Below are 20,294 nucleotides of genomic sequence, written 5' to 3' on the forward strand. Positions count from 1 at the left end.
CCCCTAGTCCCCACGAACGAGCCGAAGTTCGCTCGCGGCGGCGATGTGCCTACCGGTTTCTGCGCAGTTCACTGAGGCGGTTCCTAGGCAGAGGAGACGTCTCGGTGAACGCTGATAAATCAATGCGCACTGACAAACGGCTAACGGCTGCGGCAATCGGTGCCGCAGTAGCGTCGGCAACCCTGTTCTACCTGAGCACAGGCCTGAGCCCAGTGCCCTGGCTCATCTGGCTCGCGCCATTCCCAGTGCTGCTGATGGCACCCCGGGTAGGCAAGCGTGCCGCCTTCGGCCTCGCCGGTGCGGCGTGGCTGGGTGGGGAGTCGGCGATGTGGCGCTACTTCATCAGTACCGTCGGGATCCCGGTGGTGGTGGCGGCGCTGATCATTGTGGGGTCGGCGTTGTTGTTCGGGCTTGTGGTGTTGCTGGTACGTGCCCTGATGCGGCAGCGGCGGCTGCTGTTGGCGACCGTTGTGTTTCCGGCGGCGTGGGTCACGGTGGAGCTGGTGATGTCGCACGCGGCGCCGTTCGGCGCGTGGTGGAGTCTGGCCTACACCCAGGCCGGTGTGCTGCCGGTGTTGCAGCTCGTCTCGGTCACCGGGATCTGGGGCGTCACCTTTCTCGTGCTGCTGGTACCGGCGGCGGCTGCCGCGCTGGTCGTTCCGCAGGCGCGAGGTCAGGTGCGGTGGCGACGTCGGCGGCCGGCCGTCGTCGCGATGGCGGCTCTGGTGGTGGTGTTGGGCTACGGCGTGGCGCGGCTTCACTCCTCGCACGCGCCATCGAGCGAGCACGTGGCTCTGCTGGCCAGTGACCGCGCCATCGATCCGACGCCGGTCGATTCGACCGCCAGCCGGGATCTGCTCAACGCCTACCTTGGCGGCGTTCAGGCGCTATCCGGTCAGGATCTGCGTGTCATCGTCCTGCCGGAGAAGGTGTTCGTCGCCGACGACGCGAGCCTTCCCGCCCTGACCGGCCCGCTTGCGCGGCTTGCCCGGAAGCAGCACAGCGACATCGTCGTCGGGCTGATTCTGAACCGGGGCAACGAGTCCTTCAACGCGGCGATCGATCTGCCGGCGGCAGGGGGCGCCCCGGTCACCTACTTCAAGCGGCATCTCGTCACCGGTGTGGAAAGCGACCTGACTGCTGGACACAGCCGGGCTTACGTCCCGGCCTATGCCCCGGCCCGGCAGGACCAGTGGGCCATCGCCGTCTGCTTCGACCTCGACTTCCCCAGCCTGGTGCGCGACTACCGCGACCACGGCGCCACCACGTTGTTCGTCCCGGCATGGGACTTCTCCGACGACGCGTGGCTGCACAGCAGGATGGCGGTCACCCGGGGCGTCGAGAACGGCATGACTGTGGTGCGTGCCGCACGCCAGGGTGCCCTGACAGTCAGCGATCCGTACGGCCGCGTGATCGCCGAGGGCCGGACCTCCGGCGCGGCAATGGTCTCGATGACCGCCGCACTGCCGGCCCGCGCGGCGTCCACGCTGTATACGCGTTTCGGTGACTGGTTCGCGTGGTCGTGCGTCATCCTGCTGTTCGCGGGCCTCGGCGTCGCGTATTCCGACAGGAACGCCACGAAGAAGCCGGGCGCCACGATGACACAGCCCACCCGGACGACACAGCCCACCGGGCACTAAGTTGACCCAGGTGGGACTGGGGCCATGGTGGGCAGAAGCCTTCGGCCGAGTACCGCGCGCGGACGCGGTACTCGCGGCCGTGGTCACCGCCGCCGCGCTCGTGCCCGCGCTCGTACCGCACCCCCAGCCGTGGTGGGCCATGGTGCTGACCGTCCTGAGCTCGGTCCCGGTGCTGTGGCGCCGTGTCTGGCTCATCCAAGTGTGCATCGTGGTCGGTCTGGCCATCACCGTGCTGGAACTGGCATACAACCCGGCCTCGTCCGAACCGTTGCTACTGGCCCCCTACGGGCCGCTGGTCTGCACCTACACGTTCGCCGAGCTCGCCCGGCCGGTGTGGCGTACGGCAGGCATCGTCGTGCTGTCCGTCGGCGTCGTCGTCTCGCTGGTGGTGCCGAAGCACAACGATCTGGACGTCTTCCGGGCCGTCACGACCGAGTTCGTGGCGGCCTACGCGCTGGGCGTCGGCACCCGCGCCCGGCGTACCCATGCCGACGCAGAGGCCGAACGCACCCGGCGGACGGCGGAGGAACGCGCGTTGGCGGCCGCGGAGGAGCGCACCCGCATCGCGCGCGACATGCACGACATCGTCACGCACTCGGTCGGGCTCATGACCGTGCAGGCCGAGGCCGGGCCGCTGGTCGTGCGGGACGACCCGGCGAAGGCCGAAGCGGCCTTCGAGGCGATCTCCGCGACCGGCCGGGAGGCCATCGGGCAGCTTCGGGTGCTACTGGGCACGCTGCGCGGTGACGATGGGCCCGGGCTCGACGCGCTGCCCGCCCTGATCGGGCGCGTGCAGCAAGCCGGTCTCGCCGTCCACGCCGAGGAGACCGGTACCCGGCGGCGCACCTCGGCCACGGTGGACATCGCCGCCTACCGCGTCATCCAGGAATGCCTGACCAACACGGTGCGCCACGCCGGAGCCCGCACCGCCCGGCTGCGCCTGTGCTGGCAGGATCACACGCTGGGCATCGAGGTGAGCGACGACGGGCACGGCTCGGCCGGTTCGCGTGAGGGGCATGGCCTGACCGGGATGCGCGAACGCGTGGAAGCATGCGGAGGGACCATCGCCATCGAACCGCGCGGTTTCACCGTCACCGTCACCTTGCCGATCGGATAGCCCCATGCGCGTACTCGTAGCCGACGACCAGGAGTTGTTCCGCAGCGGCTTCGCCATGATCCTGGACGCCCACGAGGACATCGTCGTCGTCGGTGAGGCGGCCGACGGCCGAGAGGCGGTCGAGAAGGCGGTGGCCCTCGATCCGGACCTGGTGCTGATGGACATCCGGATGCCCGGCGTCGACGGTGTGGCGGCCACCGCGCAGATCTGCCGCCGCACGTCGGCGAAGGTCCTGGTGCTGACCATGTATGACATCGACGCCTACGTCTACGACGCGCTGCGCGCCGGGGCCAGCGGGTTCCTGCTCAAGGACGTCCGGCGCGACGACCTGGTCCGCGCGGTCCGGCTCGTCATGGCCGGGGAGTCCCTGCTGGCCCCGAGCGTCACCCGGCGGCTGATCCAGGACGCCCTGAGTCGCGGCACACCCCGGGCGGCGCTGCGCAGGGAGCTGGACAAGCTGACCGAGCGCGAGCTCGACACGCTGCGCCAGGTGGCGCGCGGGCACTCCAACGCCGAGATCGCCGCGGCGCTGGTGGTCAGCGAGCACACGGTGAAGAGTCACGTCAGCAACCTGCTGGCCAAACTCGGCCTGCGTGACCGGGCCCAGGCCGTCGTCTTCGCCTACGAATCCGGCCTGGTGGCCGCCGGTTCGGACGAGGGCGGGTCTTAGGACTGGATCAGTGGGCTGGATCAGAGAACTGAGTTAGCGAACCAGATCAGCGACTAGATCAGTTCAGCTCCGCCAAAGGAGCGCCGAGCTCCCGAGGCAGCGTGGCAGTGAACGTCCCGTCGACCACCGCCGCGTTGAGATCGCGCACCGTCCACCCGCGCACCCACAACAGCCGCGGCGGCAGCGGCTCCAGCGCGTGCCGGCCCAGCGTCTCGTTCAGATCCCAGAGCGCGGAGGCGGCGTGCAGGGTCGCGTTCGACTCCAGCGGCAGCGCGACGAACGAGTTGCCGTCCATCAGCATCACCAGCGCGCCGAGCGGCAGCCGGCGGCTGAGCACCGGCTCCAGCCGGAACATGTGCGCGGCGCCGGGCCAGCCCATGCCGGTCACCGAGTAGGCCTCGGTGCGGGAGGCGGGCAGGGTGAACTGCCGCACGTCCAGCGGTTCGACGCTCAGCGCGCGAAGCGCGTCCTCCCACAGCCGCGCGGCGGGCACCTGCCACGTCGCGGCCAGATGCCGGGTCAGCACCAGCGCCTCGTCCTGGCGCCCCTTCACCACGACCGCGCCGATCAGATCCGGGTGGAAGGCGACGGTGAACGCGTCGTCCCCCAGCGGCGCGCCGGCCGGCTGCACGACGACCCGCAGTTGCAACGGCAGCAGGCTGGACGGCACGCCGGCGACGGTCCGGCAGACCGGATCAGAGCACGGAAGCTGTGCGTACATGGTCTATCCCCCCGGATAACCCGATTTCCCGGCGCCCAGATCCCGGGCGCCGGGAGAGCCTACATCACGAGGCAGGCCATTGACTGAGGAGTTTCACGGTGCGGCAGTCACCGGGAACTGAATCGCTTTTCTCCGTGTGTTGCCATCTGGTGTTGTCATCTGAAGGTGTCATCTTCAGGAGGGGCTCGGACGGGCCGCCCGCCGCTCAACCACGCTGGCTATCCTGGGCGCCATGGCCGCACCAGTGATCAGACCCCGGCGCGACGAGGACCTGCCGGGCTGCGTGCAGGCACTGCGAGGCGTGCACGAGAAGGACGGCTACCCGGTCCACTGGCCCGCCGACCCGCAGCACTGGCTGACGCCCGACCGCATGCTCGGCGCCTGGATCGCGGCCGACGCCGAGACGGTGCTGGGGAACGTGCTACTCACCCAGCCCAGCGACACCTTCGCCGACGGAATCGGCCTGCCAGCGGAGAAGCTGGCTCTGGTGGGGCGGCTCTACGTGGCGGTGGAGGCGCGGCGCGGAGGACTGGCCGCCGACCTGCTCGACCGTGCGGTGCGGGCGGCGGTTGACGAGGCGCGTCAAGCGGTGCTGGAAGTGGACGCCAACGCGCCGGGGCCGATCGCGCTCTACGAGCGGGCGGGCTGGCGCTTTGTTCGGAAGGACACCGGCGGCTGGATCGCGGCGGATGGGTTGCCCGCGAGGGTGCGGATCTATTTGGCGCCGGAGGGCTAGGGCTACGAGCTGGGTGTTTGCCGGGCTGTCGACTGCGAAGACGGCTCTCGCCGCCGAGCCGCCGCCGAGCCGAGCCGAGCCGAGCCGAGTTGAGCCGAGTCGCGGCCGACGTCGTCAATATCGCGAAGCAAGTTCCGTTTGCCGTGCCGCCAACAAGTCGGTGCGGCGCCGAGTCCTGTCCCGCCGCCGCACCGCCATTGACGACGATCCTCAGCGCCGAGCGCCCTTGCGCCGCCGCACCATCGCCGTCCCCGCGAACGCGACTCCCGCCCCGGCGACCATGCTCCCGGCGAGCGTCCCGACCGAATGAGCAGCCTGCTTCGCCGGCTCCGTCACCGCCGCGGCCAGTACCGGCCGTCCGCTCTGGGCCCGTCCGCTCTCGGCCCGTCCGCTCTCGGCCGCGAAGCCGCCGCCGGCCTTGCCCGGCACGCCGGGCGTCAGGTCGCCGCTCTGCTCCGGCGCGGTGCCCTTGCCCGCCTCGGGACAGCCGCGCAGGGTCGCCGACTTGGAGCCGCCCCCCACGCGGCGCGCGGTCACCACAGTCGGCGCAGTGCCGATGCGCGCGCTCTTGGTGGCCTTGCCGTTCGGCGGGACGCTGATGCGCAGCGTGTGCGGCGTCAGGCCCGCGCCCTGGACGTCCAGCCGCTGCGTCGAGGCGGTGTTGTTGGCCGCGCTGATCGCGACTGTGCCGCCGCCGCCCTCCTCACAGCGCATGTCGTATGTGACCGTCAGCGGCTTCGGGGTCGCCGCGAAGTTGTAGCGCACCCCGTCCACCGCCACGTTGTCGGCGTAGGCGTCCAGGGCCGCGCTGACGTTCAGGTAGACGTTGATCACGTGCGCGTTCGGCCCCTCGGCGGCGACCACGTCGGCCAGCGTCACCGGCTTGTTCGCCGGGATGGCGCCGAAGGCGCGGGAGGACCACCAGACGGCCGCGCCGCGGCGGTTGGCGAACGTGCGCCATGTGCCGGTGCCCAAGCCGCCGTCGAGGTGCGGCTGGTAGCTCAGGGTCGTGTAGAAGTTGCCGCCGGCGATCTCCAGCTGCAGGTTCACCCCGTACTGCGGGTCGGCGCCGGAGGCGACGTAGGCGCTGTACGCGATCCGGCTGCCGGCCACCTTGCCCAGCGGGGCGACCAGCGGCAACTGCGCCTGGGCGCGGGCGCCGCCGGCCAGGTTGTCCAGGCGCAGGCTGCCGTCCTTGCGGACCGGGTCGTCCACGGCGCCGGAGATGGCCACCTCGCCGGTGTTGGACGGCGAGACGCGCCAGCCCTGGGCTCCGGACAGGGTGGTGACGCGGACGCCGGCGACCGCGCCAGCGGGCCCGGCGGTCAGGACGGCAAGGGTCAAAGGTGCTACGGCGAGGCCGGTGAGCAGTCGATGTTTCATGATCACAGTCGAGACGGTCCGGGCCCCGAGGGGCCGGACCGACACGGGCCGGATCGGCTGGGGGCGGTATAAGACCGATGATCAGCTCGGGCCGGTGCCGGAGCCGTTCGCCGAGGACCCGATCGCGGTCAGCCGGGCGAAGACGATCACGGTGCTGAGGTAGGCGTGGGTCGCCCGGTCGAAGCCGCCGCCGCAGGTGATGAGGCGGAGGGCGGGGTAGCCGGGGTCGTTGTAGACGAGGTCGCTGGGGAAGCTGTCGTCCGGGTAGGTGGCCACCCGCTCCACCGTGAACGTCGCCTCGGTGTCGTCGTCACGCGCCACCTGGATCTGTGCGCCGGGACGCAGATCTCTGAGATAGAGGAAGACAGCTGTCTGCTTCGGGGTGTCCAGATGGCCCCAGATCACCGACGCGCCCTGGCTGCCCGGCGACGCCGTGCGGCCGTACCAACCCACCTCGTCCGGCCGGTCGAAGGGCGGGGTCTCGGGAACGCCGTCGGGATCGGTGCCGGTGACGACGATCGGGGCTTTGATGCCGAGCGCGGGAATGGTCAGCAGGGTCGGGATGCCGTCGGACGAGAGAGTCGTGGACGATGCCGACGGCGTAGGCGGTGCAGGTGCCGGCGGAGCCGGAGCCGCACTAGAAGCCACGGCCACCGGCCGCAAAGACCGCGCCGGTACTCCCGAACGAGGCCCGCCCGCACAGCCGGCCACGCAACCGAAGGCCACTGCCGCAGCTACCCAAACCCGAATGATCCGCACGCATCCCGACCATAGCGACCGGCCGTGCCCTACCCGTTGAACCACCCCGGAATGTCGAACCGCGTCTCCCGGTCGGCCGTCATCTCCCGCAGCGCTTCCTCGATCGCGGCCATCCGTTCCTCGCCGAGCCGCTCAGCCCAGCGCGCCCGCAGGTCCGCCATCACCTTGAACGCCTGCTGCTGCACGTCCACCCCGCGCGACGTGAGTCGGATGATCTTGCTGCGCGCGTCCTCCGGGTCCGCGACCCGCTCCACGTACCCCTCGCGCTCCAGCCCCTCGATCGTCTTTCCGGCCGCCTGCTTGGACACTCCGAGCCGCCGCCCCAGCTCGGAGGCGGTGACCCCGTCGCCGATGGCCTTGAACGTGACGCCGTGCAGCGGCCGGAAGCCGGCGTGCCCGGCCTCGGCGAGCTCGGCGTGCACGTCGTCGATCAGGGCGCGGAATCCGAGCAGCAGGAGTAACGGCAGGTCGGAGCCGCGCGGCGGAAGAGTGCTTGACACAATCGACAACCCCATTGTCTATTAAGGACAACACTGTTGTCGATTCTAGTCGATGTGATCCCAGGAGCGACCATGCCTGTCATCCGTACTTCCGAGAACCGCCAGGCCCAGACCCCGGCGGGCACCATGACCACCCTCGCCTCGCCGACCCTCGGGGCGGCGGAGCGGCCGATCTGGCGGGTGGACGTCGCCGCCACCGCGCCGGCCGGTCCGCTGCACGTCATCAATGTCGAGCAGATCTGGGTCTTCACCGAGGGCGGTGCCGAGGTGACCGTGGACGGGGAGACCCACACCGTGCGGGCCGGGGACACCGTCGTGGTCCCGGCCGACGCCGAGCGCCAGGTCGTCCCGGACGCCGCGACCGGGTTCAGCGCGATCGTGACCGCTCCGGTCGGGGGCCGCGCGTGGATGCTGCCGCGGGAGGGCGACGGCGTCGTGCCGCCGTGGACCGCCTGATCGCCTGACCGCCTGATCGCCTGACCGCCTGAACCGCGTGACTCGGTGAAGCCAGACCGACCGCCCTACCCGTTCAAAGTCCCCAGCGTGACCGTCGCAGTGTGCTTCGACCCGTCCGGCGCCGTGTAGGCGACCGGGACCTGCTGTCCCGGCTTGAGGGACACCAGCACCTGGGACAGCGTCGTCAGGTCCGGCGTCGAGGAGCCGTTCACCGCGGTGATCACGTCCCCGACCTTCAACCCCGCGTTCCCAGCGGCGCTGTTCGGCTCGAGTTCGGCGATGCCCACGCCGGCCGGCTGCCCGTTGTTGTCGACCACGCCGATCACCTTCACCCCGAGCCCGGCGCGCCCGGAGTCGGTCACCTTCCCGGAGGCGATCAGCTGGTCGGCGATCTGGGTGGCGGTGGCGGTCGGGATCGCGAAGCCGATGCCCGGTGCGGCGCTGTTGCCCAGCTCCGGGTTCAGCGCCGCGGCCGACGGGATGCCGACCACCTCGCTGGACAGGTCGACCAGCGCGCCGCCGCTGTTGCCGTTGTTGATCGCCGCCGAGGTCTGGATGGCGTCGCCGACGGTGATCGCCGCGCCGCCGCCGCTGGAGCCGTCGTTGGAGGTGACGGTCCGGCCCAGCGCCGAGACGATGCCCTCGGTCACGGTGCCGGTCAGCCCGAGCGGACTGCCCATCGCCAGCACGACCTGCCCGACCCGCAGCTTGGTGGAGTCGCCGAACTTGGCCGGCTTCAGGGTGCCCCCGCCGCTGCCGACCCGGATCACCGCGATGTCACCGGCCGGGTAGCTGCCGACCAGCGAGGCGGTCAGCGGCTGGCCGCCGGTGGGCTGGGTGACCTGGAAGCTGGTGGCGCCGGAGACGACGTGGGCGTTGGTGACGATGTCGCCCTTGGCGTCGTAGACCACGCCGGAGCCCAGTCCGCTGCTGGTGCTGATCTGCACCACCGAGGGCAGCACGTTCGAGACCACCTGCTCGTAGTCCGACTGCAACTGGTCGGCGGTCTGCGCCGAGGCCGAGGCGGACGGCGTCGGGGAGCTGGAGGACGCCGCGGCCGGCGCCGAGTCCGACGACTTCGCCTTCGACGATCCGCAGCCGGCGGCGGCCAGCAGGAGCACGGACACCGCGGCGGCCGCGGCCGCACCCTTGTTCGCACGCTGGTTCAACGGTGACCTCGCTGAGTCGGGGGCAACGGTCACCCGCTGGTTTGCGCGCCCCGGGGCCTGCGCAAACGTCGCCAGCGCCGGACGTGTGAACCGCCGGGTGTGACAGAATCCGGCGCGGACGGCAACTACAGGTGTGAGCGAGACGACGACGCAGCGACCCAAGCGCCCTCGAGATCAGCCGCGAACGGAGCCCACGCATCCGCCGGGCCCCCGGCGGCCGGCCCCGGACCACGACCCCGCCGCCGGTTTCGAGCAGTTGTACCGCGCCACCATCGACGCGGTCACCGCCTATTTCGCCCGACGCACCACGGACCCGCAGACGGTCGCCGACCTGACCGCGGACACCTTCGTCGAGGCGATCACCTCCTACTCGACCTTCGACCCCCGCCGCGGCACCGCGCGCGCCTGGCTGTTCGGCATAGCGCGCCGGGTCTTCGCCAAGCACTGCGAGACCGACGCGCGCCAGCGCGAACGCGCGGTGCGGCTGGCCGGGCGCCGCGATCTGGCGGCGGACCACGTCGAAGAACTCCTCGACCGCATCGACGCCGAGCGGGCCGGCCGGGCCCTGGTCACCGAGCTGACCAGGCTGCCGGAGCTGGACCGCCAAGCCGTCGAACTGGTCGACCTCGCGGGCCTGAAGGCCAAGGAGGCGGCGAGAGTGCTCGGCATCTCCGCGGGCGCGCTCCGCATGCGGCTCATGCGCGCCCGAACCCGTCTACGAAGGGCGCACGACCCGCGCCCGGAATCCGGAGTGACATCATGACCGACTTCGCCGACAGCCTCTTCGAGGACCTGATGGCCGAGCACGGGGCCGAGCTGACCTCGGCCACTGCCGCGCCGACCCCCGCCCGCCGCCGGTACACCCGCCCGGCCTGGGCCAGTGCCGGCACCGTCGCGGCGGCCGGCGCCGCGGTCGTCGGCTTCACCGTCTTCAGCGGCACCGCCTCGGCCTACGCCGTGACCGACAACCACGACGGCACCGTGACGGTCTCGGTCACCAAGGCCGAGGGCATCTCCGGTGCGAACGCCAAGCTGCACAAGATGGGGGCCAGCGCGGTCGTGCTCAAGGCGACGCCCGGTTGCCCGTCGCTCGATTCCTTCGCCACCCCCACCCCGAACGTCGGCAAGACGGGCCTGCGCATGCAGGCGGGTCCCGGCGGCAAGGACACGGTCACCATCCAGGCCCAGGGCCTGCCGAAGAACGAGACCATGCTGATCGCGTTCGGCTTCGACGGTGTCAAGGGCCAGGTCGGCATGGTGCTGACCACCGGCCCGGTGCCGGCGTGCGTGAGCCTGCCGGTCGTGCCGCCGAACGGCGCCGTGAGCGGTGACGGCGGCGGTCTGCACACGCAGCCGGGCCCCGGCTCCGCGCCGGCGCTGGACCGGCAGCACGGCTGAGTCCGGGTACTGACCAGCTCCGGATCGGCGCGGGGGACGCCGGTCCGGAGCTCGTTCTTGCTGCTCACTCCTGCGCCGCGACGGCCTCGATCTCCCGATACCGTTCATGCGCGGTCTGCCGGGTCACGCCCAGCGCCTCGCCGATCAGTTCCCAGCTCAGCTCCCGGGCCCGAGCGGCCCCCACGGCCGTCGCGATCTCGGAGCCGACGCGGCTCTGCGTGACCCGCAGAGCCTTGATGACCGCCAGCGGGCGGGCGTCGTACTCGCCTTCCTCGCGCGCCGTCTGGAGCGCGCTGACGAATCCCTCGGCGGCCTTGGCGGCGGCGAGGAAGTACACGGTGACGTCGTCCATGTGGATGTCCCACTGTCCGCGCGCCGCCGCCTCGGCCTGCGGGTCGTACCCGACCCGCTCGCCGCGCCACCCGCACACGCACGCCGGGAGCAGCCACGCCGGTTCCACGCCCGGGTCGTCCACGCTGCCGCCCGCCGACCACCAGCCGTCCCGGAACTCCAGCTCGGACCAGCGGCCGCCGGAGCCGTAGGCCGGGATGACGCCGTTGGCCAGCACCCCGACCGCGTGGCCCTCGTGCTCCTCGTCGGGGACGCCTTCGTAGAGCCAGCCCATCGCGCGCTCCTTTTATGTCAGGATTTCCTTACGCTTGACTGTATGGGAATCCTGACATGAGTTCAAGGAGTCGGTCCGGCGGCCCTCAGCGCTCAGCGCCGATCCGGCACGCCGGAACCGCCCTGCCGCTACTCCGAACGAGGCCGCGTGCAGCGTCCCGCCTCACTCCGCCGGCCGAACCCCGGTGGCCGCCGGACACCATCAGCCTTCGACTGGACCGGCGCGGGTCCACGCGGCGCCCGCCTCAGCGACGGGACCGGAGGCAAGGAGTGGCGCACCGCATCCGCTCCATCGCCTCTGCCCTCCTCCTCACCCTCGCGGCCCTCCTCGCCCCGCTCGCCGTGGCCTCCGTCTGGATGGCCGACGAGCTCGGCGACACCGACCGCTACGTCGCGACCGTCGCCCCGCTCGCCACCGACCCGGTGGTCCAGAACGCCGTCACCACCCAGGTCACCACCGCGATCGTCAGCCGGCTCGATGTCAAAGGTCTGGTCGGCGCGGTCACCGGCGCGCTCACTGCGGCGGCCCCGAGCCAGCCGAAGCTGGGATCGACGCTCCAGAACCTTTCCGGCGCGCTGACCGGTGGCATCACCGACTTCGTGCAGCAGGCCGTCCACCAGGTCGTCACCTCCAGCGCCTTCCCCAGCCTGTGGAACCAGGCCAACCGCGCCGCGCACACCGTCCTCATGGACGCCCTCACCGGCTCCAGCGGCGTGATCGGCACCGGCGACGGCCAGGTGACGATCAGCCTGGCCCCGATCGAGGACGCGGCCAAGCAGCAGCTGGCCGCCGCGGGATTCCCGGCCGCCGCCGACATTCCCGACATCAACGCCACCTTCGTCGTGGCCCAGACCGACGCGTTGCACAGGGCCCGTACCGTGTTCAACGTCGTGCAGGTTTTCGGGAACTGGCTGCCGCTGATCGTGGTGGTGTTGTTCGTGGCCGGGGTCCTGCTGGCGGTGCGCCGCCGCCGCGCGTTCGGCTACGGCCAGCTCGCCATCGCCGTCACCTGTGCGCTGGTCGGCGTCGGGCTGTGGATCGGCCGCCACGTCTACCGCGACCACCTGCCGTCGGGCGTGGACGCTGATGCCGCGATGCTGCTGTACGACACGGTCGTCCGGTTTCTGCGCACGACGGTCCGCACCATCGCCGTGCTCGCGCTGGTCCTCGCCCTCGGCGCGTACTTCACCGGCCCGGCCGCCTTCGCCCGGCACATCCGTGCGCTGTGCAAGGCCGTGATCGGCCACGGCAGGGCCCTGACCCGGCGGGTCGGCATGTCCACCGGGCCGGTCGGGCCGTGGGTCAACCGGCACCGCCGCGCGGTCAGCGCGGCCGTGGTCGGCGTCGCGCTGATCGCGTTCCTGCTCTATGACGACGCCAGCGGTACGGCTGTCCTGACGTTCGCCGCTCTGCTCCTCGCGGCGCTGGCGCTCGTGGAGTTCCTGGATCCCGGCGATCCGGCGGCGGCTTCCCCCATTTCTGGTTAAGGACCTTTCACAGACTCTTGACGACCTGGTCGGGGGGTGAGTAGCGTACGCCCCGATCTCGTTAGGAAGCTTTCCTAAATCAGTCGTGCGCTGTTCCAGCTCCGCTGCACTCTGCGTCATCCGCCAAGCCCACGAGGAGTCGGGCATGAGATCCAGAGACACGCTCCGCACACGCCGCACCGCGACCCGAGCGTTCGGGGCCGTCGCACTCGTCTGCGCGGTCCTCGCCGGAACCGTCCAACTCGCGACGGCCGGCAGCAGTTCGCCGGCCCCCCCGAGCCCACCGGCCGTGACGCCGCGGGCCGCGGCCGATCCGGCCACCGGCTCCACGGCGATCCAGAACCTCGGCGCGGCCACCGGCTGGAAGGTCCTCACCAGTGCGACCGCCACCCAGAGCGGTTCGCAGATCTCCACGCCGGGCTTCTCCACCTCCGGGTGGCTGACCGTCGCCAACGACGGCGGGGGAGCGCCGGGCACCGAGATCAATGCCCTGCTCCAGAACGGCGCGTGCCCGAACGTCTACTTCTCCAGCAACATGAAGAGCTGCTTCGGGCAGATGACCAAGATCGGTGCGGACACCATCGCGCAGTTCTCGGTCCCGTGGTGGTACCGCACCGACTTCACCGCGCCGCCGAGCGGCCAGGGCGCGCGATTGATCCTGAACGGCGTCGTCGGTTCGGCCGACGTCTGGGTCAACGGCTCACAGGTGGCCTCGTCCTCGACGGTCACCGGCGACTACGTCCAGAACGTCTTCAACATCGGCTCCAAGCTCGTCAGCGGGACCAACTCGCTGGCCATCGAGATGCACCCGAACAACCCGAACTCGATGCTGACGCTGGACAACGTGGACTGGACCCAGATCCCGCCGGACAACAACACCGGCATCCAGTTCCCGGTGCAGTTGGAGACCGGCGGCCCGTTGATCGTGGACGACGCGCACGTGAACCAGGACACCGCCGGCAACCTGTCCAGCAGTGCACTGACCGTGAAGGCGTCGGTGGTCAACGTCACCGGCTCGTCCCAGACCGGCGCGGTCACGGTGAGCCTCACCCCGCCCGGCGGCGGGTCGCCGATCTCGGTGACGCAGAACGTCACCGTCGCCGCCAACGCGACCTCGACCGTCACGTTCACGCCGTCGAGCTATCCGGCGCTGACCCTGTCCGCGCCGCAGATCTGGTGGCCGTACCAGATGGGTGCGCAGCCGCTCTACACGCTCACCACCGCCGTCGCGCAGAACGCGACCGTCCTGAATTCGACCTCTGAGACCTTCGGCATCCGGACCGTCAGCTCGGACCTGATCGGGTCCGGCAGCGCCGCCTCCTCCGGGGTCCGGCAGTTCGGCATCAACGGCCAGCCGCTGGTGATCCGCGGCGGCGGCTGGGATCCGGACCTGTTCCTGCGCTACGACCCGGCGGACACCGCGCAACAGATCGCCCTGATGAAGTCCATGGGCCTGAACGCCATCCGGCTGGAGGGCCACTTCATGCCGCCGGACTTCTATCAGCAGATGGACGCCGCCGGGATCCTGGTCAACGTCGGCTACCAGTGCTGCGACGAGTGGGAGAACAGCGGCTCGGCCGGCACGGTGTATCAGAACACCGCGACGACCCAGGGCGCCGTCTGGCGCAACCACCCGAGCATCTTCAGCTTCCAATGGAGTGACAACGCGCCGTCCTCGACCCAGGAATCCGAGGCGCTGAACGGCTTCGCCGCCGCCGACTACCCCGGTCCGTTCGTCTCCTCGGCCGAATACAACTCCAGCTCTCAGCTCGGAGTGTCTGGCGAGAAGGAGGGTCCTTATGACTGGGTCCCGGCCAACTACTGGTACGACACCTCGCACTACCCGTCCGGCGACTCGACGCTGACCAACGCCGGCGGCGCCTGGGGTTTCGACTCCGAACAGAGCGCGGGCGACACCGTGCCGACGATGGACTCGATCAACCGCTTCCTGTCGGCCTCGGACCAGTCCGCCCTGTGGCAGAACACCGGCGCCAACCAGTACCACACGAACTACGAGGGCACCGGCCACAGCGGCTACTCGTTCGGCACGCTCTACAACCTGGACCAGGCCATCTCCAAGCGTTACGGATCCTGGTCGAGCCTGGTGCAGTACGTGCAGGAGGCGCAGGCCCAGAACTACGAAGACACCCGCGCGCAGTTCGAGGCCTTCATCGCGCATTCCACCAACTCCACGCAGCCCTCGACCGGCACCATCTACTGGCAGATGAACAAGGGCTGGCCGACGCTGCTCTGGTCGCTCTACAACAACGACTACGACCAGGCCGGCGCTTACTTCGGCGCCCAGGAAGCGAACCGCTCGCTGCACGCGATCTACACGCTCGACAACCACACCGTGACGGTCGACAACCTGTCCGGCCAGACCCAGTCCGGCGTGACCGTCGAGTCGAAGGTCTACAACACCTCCGGCACGCTGCTCGACGACCAGACGTCGGGTTCACTGTCCCTGGCCTCGCAAAAGGTCCAGAACAAGGTGCTCACGCCGAAGCTGCCCAGCGGCTCCAACACGGTCTACTTCGTTGAGTTGCTGGTCAAGCAGAACGGCGGCGTGGTCGACCGCAACGTCTACTGGGACTCGACCACGCCGGACGCGGTGAACTGGGGCAAGACCGTCCCGTCCGGCGGCGGCAACCCGCAGGCGACGATGACCTCCTACGCGAATCTCAGTGCCCTGCAGAACCTGCCGTCCGCCACGGTGTCCACGACCGCCTCGACCAAGAGCCAGCCCGGCCCGAACGGTGCCGACAGTCTGGTCACCGTGACCGTCACCAACAAGTCCACGACACCGACCGTCGGCTTCCTGCTCCGCGCGGACCTGCGGCGCGGCACGGCCTCGGGCTCGGAGCTGTCCGGCGACAACGAGGTGACCTCGGCGGTCTGGGGCGACAACGACGTCACGCTGTGGCCGGGGGAGTCCCAGACCCTGACCGCCACCTTCAAGTCCGCCGACCTCCAGGGCGCGACGCCGGTCGTGAGCCTGTACGGCTGGAACGCGGCGAAGACCGACGTGGTCGCGGGCACCGGGACCGGCGTCACGAACGACTTCTCGCTCGCCGACTCCCCGGCCGCCGGGACCGTGACGCAGGGTTCTTCGACGGCCGCGACCGTGTCCACCTCCGTCGTGAGCGGAAGCGCGGAATCGGTCGCCCTGACCGCCTCCGGCCTGCCGACCGGCGCCACCGCGACGTTCAGCCCGGCCTCGGTGACGGCCGGCGGCTCGGCCACGCTGACCGTCGCGACCGCGGCGAACACCCCGGCGGGGACCTACCCGATCACCATCACCGGTACCGCCCCATCCGCGACGCACACCGCGAGCTATTCGCTGACGGTGAACTCCTCGGGCGGGACTTCCTGCACACCGGCCCAACTGCTCGCCAATCCCGGCTTCGAGTCCGGAGCCGTCGACTGGACCCAGACCTCCACGCTGGGCTTCACCCCGATCACCAAGGCGACGTCGGCTGAACCGGCGCACTCCGGTTCGTGGGTCGCCTGGTTCAACGGCAACGGCAGCAAGGACACCGACACCGCCGCGCAGACCGTCACGATCCCGGCCGGCTGCACCGCGGCGCTGTCCTACTGGCTGCACATCGATTCCACCGAGAGCACGACCACGGCGAAACCGGACACCTTCAAGGTGCAGGTCCTGAACTCCGCCGGAACCGTGCTCGCGACCGTCGGCTCGTTCTCCAACCTCGACGCGGCCGACGGCTACACCCAGCACACCGCCGACCTCTCCGCCTACGCCGGTCAGACCGTCACGCTGAAGTTCACCGGCGCGGAGACCGACACCAGCGGTGGCACGACCACCTTCGTGGCCGACGACACCGCCCTGCAGACCAGCTGAATCCCCACACCCCCACCGCAGAAAGGATCGAGCACTGTGAAACGCCGCACGCAGCGGGTGCTCAGCCTGGCGACCGGAATCAGCACCCTGGCCGGATGCGTGGCGCTCGCCGCCACCCAGACGGCCGCCGTCCACGCCGCCGGACCGAACTACGCGTTCCCCCAGCACCAGACCTACAAGGTCGGCGTCATGCCGTCGGCCTCGCAGGCCACCCGGGACGCCGCCGTGGAGAAGCAGTACGACTCCTGGAAGTCCACCTATCTCGTCCACGGCTGCGCCAGCAACGAGTACTACGTCTCCACCAAGGGCGACGGCGACGCCACCAACAACGGCCCGGTCTCCGAGGGCCAGGGCTACGGCATGAACATCGTGCCGCTGATGGCCGGGTACGACGCCAGTGCGCAGACCGAGTTCAACGGACTGTGGCAGCTGGTCAAGGACCACGAGGACCAGTACGGCCTGATGCAGTGGCAGCTGGACGGCAAGAGCTGCAAGTACTACAGCTCCGGCACGCCGGACGGCGCCACCGACGGCGACCTGGACATCGGCTACGGCCTGATCCTCGCCGACGAGCAGTGGGGCGGATATACCAGCGACGCCAAGACCTGGCTGACCAACTTCTGGAACCACGACGTGGCCCCGGACGGCCATCTCAAGTGCGAGGACGACGGTCCGAACACCGACACCCGGCCCTCGGACCACATGATCGACCACCTGCGGGCGTTCGCGGCGTATGACACCTCGCACGACTGGAGCAAGGTCATCTCGCGGACCGAGGCGGTCGACAGCTCGCTGGTGAGCAACTACTCCTCCTCCGCCGGCCTGTTGTCGGACTTCGTGGTCGGCGCCGACGGCAGCAGCCCCAAGCCCGCCCCGGCGAACTACCAGGAGGACCAGCCGGACAACATCGTCGGCTACAACTCGATCCGGGTGCCCTGGCACATGGGGACCGACGCGCTGCTGAACGGCTCTTCGGTGGCCTCGTTCGAGCTCGGCGACGCGAAGAAGTGGGAGGCGTGCGCCAAGCAGGTCTCCGGCGACAACCCGGCGAACGTCTACCCGCACCTGAACCTGAATTGCACCGGCTACAACACCTCGGATGTCGCCGAGGAGGCCGGGGACTCGATCGGTCCGTCGGCGATGGCCGCCGGGGACCAGGCGTGGACCGACAAGATCTGGAGCTACCTCCAGACCAACCCCTACGGCGACGGCTACTACGGCGAGACCATCAAGACCCTGGTCATGATCGTCATGGCCGGTGACTACTGGAGCCCGGCCTCGGTGTCCACCCCGCCGCCGGCCGACGACTTCTCGGTCTCGGCGTCGCCGGCGTCCGGCTCGGTGAGTCAGGGTTCCGCGGCGACGGTCTCGGTCGGGACGTCGGTCACGTCCGGATCGGCGGAGTCGGTCGCGCTGACCGCCTCTGGGCTCCCGTCCGGTGCCACCGCCGCCTTCAGTCCTGCCTCGGTGAGCTCGGGGGCGTCCTCGACGCTGACCGTCTCCACGGCCGCGACGACCCCGGCGGGCACGTATCCGATCACCATCACCGGGACCGCGTCTTCGGGATCGCACACAGCGTCGTACTCGTTGACCGTCACCGGCTCCGGCGGCGGGACGTGCACCGGCGCGCAGTTGCTGGCCAACCCGGGCTTCGAGTCCGGCGCGACCTCCTGGACCCAGTCCTCGACGCTGGGCTTCACCCCGATCACCAAGGCGACGTCGGCTGAACCGGCGCACTCCGGTTCGTGGGTCGCCTGGTTCAACGGCAACAGCAGCAAGGACACCGACACCGTCGCGCAGACGGTGACCATCCCGGCCGGCTGCACGGCGACCCTGACCTACTGGCTGCACATCGACACCACGGAGAACACGACGACCGCGAAGCCGGACACGTTCAAGGCGCAGGTCCTGAACTCCTCCGGGACCGTGCTGGCGACCGTCGGCTCGTTCTCCAACCTGAACGCGGCCTCGGGCTACTCCCAGCAGACCGCCGACCTCTCGTCCTACGCGGGACAGACGATCACGCTGAAGTTCACCGGCTCCGAGACCGACACCAGCGGCGGAACCACGAACTCTGTCATCGACGACACCGCGGTGACCACTTCCTGAACCTGACCGATTCCTGAACCTGACCGAAAAGGGGCGGCACCGGCCCCGGCGCTTTGAGGGAGGCGTCGGGGCCGGTGCCTGTTCTGCTCCGGGTCTTCTACCGGATTCACTGCTCCACGAAGTAGTGGTCCTGCTCCAGGTCCTCGATCAGACCGGCGTGCTCCGGCTCCCAGCCGACGACCTCGCGGGTGAAGTCGTTCGACATCGGGTTGTCCAGGCCGACCAGTCCGCCGAGGAAGCCGAAGTGCTCGGCGGCCTCGTCGGCGCCGATCGACTTGGTCGGCAGGCCGAGCCGCTTGCCGTAGGCCTCGGCGATCTCGCGGAAGGCGTAGCCCTCGTTCTCGACGCCGTGCAGCCGGGTGCCCGCCGGCGCCTTCTCCAGCGCCAGCCGGTAGAGCCGGCCCGCGTCCCGGGTGTTGAGCCCGGTCCAGCGGTTGCCGCCGTCGCCGAGGTAGGCCGCGAAGCCCTTCCGCCGCGCGATGCCGATCATGATCGGGCCGAAGCCGTGGTGGTCCAGGTCGCTGTGGACCAGCGGGGCCAGCCGGATCCATGAGGAGCGGACGCCGCTTTCGGCCAGCGCGATCATCGTGTTCTCGGAGGCGACTCGCGGGCCGGCCGGCAGCGTCTGCCGCTCCAGACCGAGTTCGCCCGGGGCCCGCATGGCCAGCATCAGGCTGCCGCCGGTGCCGACGAAGGGCTTGCCGGTGCCGGCCAGCCGCTCGCCGACGGCCTGGATGACGCGCAGGTCCTTGGCGGCGGCGTCCGCCACGTCGGTGAAGGAGTGGTCGTAGGCGAGGTGGATGACGCCGTCGGCGGCGGCCGCGGCGTCCAGGTAGGTGTCCGGGTCGAAGACGTCGCCGCGGTGCACCTCGGCGCCGCGGGCGGCTATCCGCTCGGCCGCGGCGTCGTTGCGGGCCAGCCCGACGACCTGGTGCCCGGCTTGGAGCAGTTCGGGGACGACGGCCGAACCGATGTGTCCGGACGCGCCGGTGACGAAAACACGCATGGTGGCCTCCCGGGCCATTGATGACAGTTGCTGACATCAATCAGGCTAGCACTGATGTCAGCCACTGTCATCAACTACCATGGGGCCATGAGTCGCTGGCCGTCGAACCCCCGAGGACGTCTCCAACAAGCCGCCATGGAACTGTTCACCGAGCACGGCTACGACCAGACCACGGTCGCCGGGATCGCCGAACGCGCCGGTCTGACCGAGCGCACCTTCTTCCGTCACTTCAGCGACAAGCGCGAGGTCCTGTTCTTCGGCGGGGAACAGCTGGAGGCGATGATGGTCGCGGCGCTCAGGTCCGCCCCGCCGGAGGCCACCCCGCTCGGCGCGATCGAGGCGGCGCTGTCCGCGGTCACCGAGTTCTTCGACGAGCGGCACCCCCTGTCCCAGGCCCGCCAGGTCATCATCGACGCGCACCCCGAGCTCCAGGAGCGGGAAGGCGCCAAGATGGACAGGATCGCCGGGGCCCTGACCGAGGCGCTGCGCGCGCGGGGCGTGCCGGACCCGGACGCGCGGCTGACCGCGGACGCCGGCATCGCCGTGTTCCGCTCGGCGTTCGCGCAGTGGGTGCGCAGCGACGTCGGCGATATGAGCGCCTGCATCGAGGAGTGCCTCGCGACGCTGGAGAAGGTCATCGAGCAGGGGCGCTGAGC

General features: G+C 70.2%; 18 protein-coding genes. 11 read left to right on the forward strand and 7 right to left on the reverse strand.

What is annotated here, in order from left to right:
* Positions 1–122 precede the first annotated feature (122 nt).
* From KGQ19_RS31335 to KGQ19_RS31345, 3 genes are read left to right on the forward strand one after another with little or no spacing between them, the layout of a single operon-like run.
* The gene (locus tag KGQ19_RS31335) at positions 123–1,640 is read left to right on the forward strand and encodes a nitrilase-related carbon-nitrogen hydrolase (protein ID WP_230419737.1); all 1,518 of its coding nucleotides are present in this window, start codon (positions 123–125) and stop codon (positions 1,638–1,640) included.
* Positions 1,641–1,650: 10 nt separating this feature from the next.
* Complete coding sequence (locus KGQ19_RS31340) at positions 1,651–2,757, forward strand: sensor histidine kinase (RefSeq protein WP_212015840.1); 1,107 nt, start codon at positions 1,651–1,653, stop codon at positions 2,755–2,757.
* 4 nt (positions 2,758–2,761) lie between these two features.
* Positions 2,762–3,427 (forward strand): response regulator, encoded by a 666-nt coding sequence (locus KGQ19_RS31345; RefSeq protein WP_212015842.1) that lies wholly within the window; start codon positions 2,762–2,764, stop codon positions 3,425–3,427.
* A 58-nt stretch (positions 3,428–3,485) separates the two neighbouring features.
* Here the strand turns inward: KGQ19_RS31345 and KGQ19_RS31350 are convergent, their stop codons facing one another.
* The gene (locus KGQ19_RS31350; RefSeq protein ID WP_212015844.1) at positions 3,486–4,148 is read right to left on the reverse strand and encodes a hypothetical protein; all 663 of its coding nucleotides are present in this window, start codon (positions 4,146–4,148) and stop codon (positions 3,486–3,488) included.
* A 232-nt stretch (positions 4,149–4,380) separates the two neighbouring features.
* Between KGQ19_RS31350 and KGQ19_RS31355 the strand changes: the two genes are divergently transcribed.
* Complete coding sequence (locus tag KGQ19_RS31355) at positions 4,381–4,884, forward strand: GNAT family N-acetyltransferase (RefSeq protein ID WP_230419738.1); 504 nt, start codon at positions 4,381–4,383, stop codon at positions 4,882–4,884.
* A 210-nt stretch (positions 4,885–5,094) separates the two neighbouring features.
* Here the strand turns inward: KGQ19_RS31355 and KGQ19_RS31360 are convergent, their stop codons facing one another.
* The 3 genes from KGQ19_RS31360 to KGQ19_RS31370 all read right to left on the reverse strand — a co-directional run bounded on the left by KGQ19_RS31360 (position 5,095) and on the right by KGQ19_RS31370 (position 7,526).
* Positions 5,095–6,267: a hypothetical protein gene (locus tag KGQ19_RS31360; RefSeq protein ID WP_212015846.1), complete on the reverse strand. Its 1,173-nt coding sequence runs from the start codon at positions 6,265–6,267 to the stop codon at positions 5,095–5,097.
* Between the two features lie 81 nt (positions 6,268–6,348).
* Entirely contained in the window at positions 6,349–6,915 is a 567-nt protein-coding gene (locus KGQ19_RS31365; RefSeq protein ID WP_212015847.1) for a class F sortase, read from the reverse strand.
* A 140-nt stretch (positions 6,916–7,055) separates the two neighbouring features.
* Positions 7,056–7,526 carry a MarR family winged helix-turn-helix transcriptional regulator gene (locus KGQ19_RS31370; protein ID WP_212015849.1) on the reverse strand — a complete coding sequence of 157 codons (471 nt, stop codon included), beginning with the start codon at positions 7,524–7,526 and terminating at the stop codon, positions 7,056–7,058.
* Between the two features lie 72 nt (positions 7,527–7,598).
* Between KGQ19_RS31370 and KGQ19_RS51300 the strand changes: the two genes are divergently transcribed.
* The gene (locus KGQ19_RS51300) at positions 7,599–7,982 is read left to right on the forward strand and encodes a cupin domain-containing protein (RefSeq protein WP_212015851.1); all 384 of its coding nucleotides are present in this window, start codon (positions 7,599–7,601) and stop codon (positions 7,980–7,982) included.
* 65 nt (positions 7,983–8,047) lie between these two features.
* Here the strand turns inward: KGQ19_RS51300 and KGQ19_RS31380 are convergent, their stop codons facing one another.
* Positions 8,048–9,151, reverse strand: a complete 1,104-nt coding sequence (locus KGQ19_RS31380; RefSeq protein WP_212015853.1) for a S1C family serine protease — start codon at positions 9,149–9,151, stop codon at positions 8,048–8,050.
* Between the two features lie 133 nt (positions 9,152–9,284).
* Between KGQ19_RS31380 and KGQ19_RS31385 the strand changes: the two genes are divergently transcribed.
* Both KGQ19_RS31385 and KGQ19_RS31390 read left to right on the forward strand, forming a co-directional pair.
* Positions 9,285–9,914, forward strand: a complete 630-nt coding sequence (locus KGQ19_RS31385) for an RNA polymerase sigma factor (protein WP_212015855.1) — start codon at positions 9,285–9,287, stop codon at positions 9,912–9,914.
* Positions 9,911–10,549 (forward strand): hypothetical protein, encoded by a 639-nt coding sequence (locus tag KGQ19_RS31390; RefSeq protein ID WP_212015857.1) that lies wholly within the window; start codon positions 9,911–9,913, stop codon positions 10,547–10,549. The genes KGQ19_RS31385 and KGQ19_RS31390 overlap by 4 nt, the downstream gene beginning before the upstream one ends.
* Positions 10,550–10,613: 64 nt before the next feature.
* Here KGQ19_RS31390 and KGQ19_RS31395 read toward each other — a convergent pair whose 3' ends face one another.
* Positions 10,614–11,174, reverse strand: a complete 561-nt coding sequence (locus KGQ19_RS31395; RefSeq protein WP_212015859.1) for a hypothetical protein — start codon at positions 11,172–11,174, stop codon at positions 10,614–10,616.
* Between the two features lie 269 nt (positions 11,175–11,443).
* Between KGQ19_RS31395 and KGQ19_RS31400 the strand changes: the two genes are divergently transcribed.
* From KGQ19_RS31400 to KGQ19_RS31410, 3 genes are all read left to right on the forward strand, one after another.
* Entirely contained in the window at positions 11,444–12,661 is a 1,218-nt protein-coding gene (locus KGQ19_RS31400) for a hypothetical protein (RefSeq protein ID WP_212015867.1), read from the forward strand.
* Between the two features lie 145 nt (positions 12,662–12,806).
* On the forward strand, positions 12,807–16,523 hold the full coding sequence (locus tag KGQ19_RS31405) for a glycosyl hydrolase 2 galactose-binding domain-containing protein (protein ID WP_212015869.1): 3,717 nt from the start codon (positions 12,807–12,809) through the stop codon (positions 16,521–16,523).
* A 36-nt stretch (positions 16,524–16,559) separates the two neighbouring features.
* Positions 16,560–18,632, forward strand: coding sequence for a glycosyl hydrolase family 8 (locus KGQ19_RS31410; protein WP_212015871.1), 2,073 nt, complete (start codon positions 16,560–16,562; stop codon positions 18,630–18,632).
* A 106-nt stretch (positions 18,633–18,738) separates the two neighbouring features.
* On the opposite strand, the gene KGQ19_RS31415 is transcribed toward KGQ19_RS31410, so the two are convergent.
* Positions 18,739–19,638 carry an SDR family oxidoreductase gene (locus tag KGQ19_RS31415; RefSeq protein ID WP_212015873.1) on the reverse strand — a complete coding sequence of 300 codons (900 nt, stop codon included), beginning with the start codon at positions 19,636–19,638 and terminating at the stop codon, positions 18,739–18,741.
* 87 nt (positions 19,639–19,725) lie between these two features.
* On the opposite strand from KGQ19_RS31415, the gene KGQ19_RS31420 reads away from it, so the two are divergent.
* Positions 19,726–20,292 carry a TetR/AcrR family transcriptional regulator gene (locus tag KGQ19_RS31420; protein ID WP_212015875.1) on the forward strand — a complete coding sequence of 189 codons (567 nt, stop codon included), beginning with the start codon at positions 19,726–19,728 and terminating at the stop codon, positions 20,290–20,292.
* Positions 20,293–20,294: the final 2 nt, after the last annotated feature.

This window comes from Catenulispora pinistramenti, from assembly GCF_018274385.1.
Classification (GTDB): domain Bacteria; phylum Actinomycetota; class Actinomycetes; order Streptomycetales; family Catenulisporaceae; genus Catenulispora; species Catenulispora pinistramenti.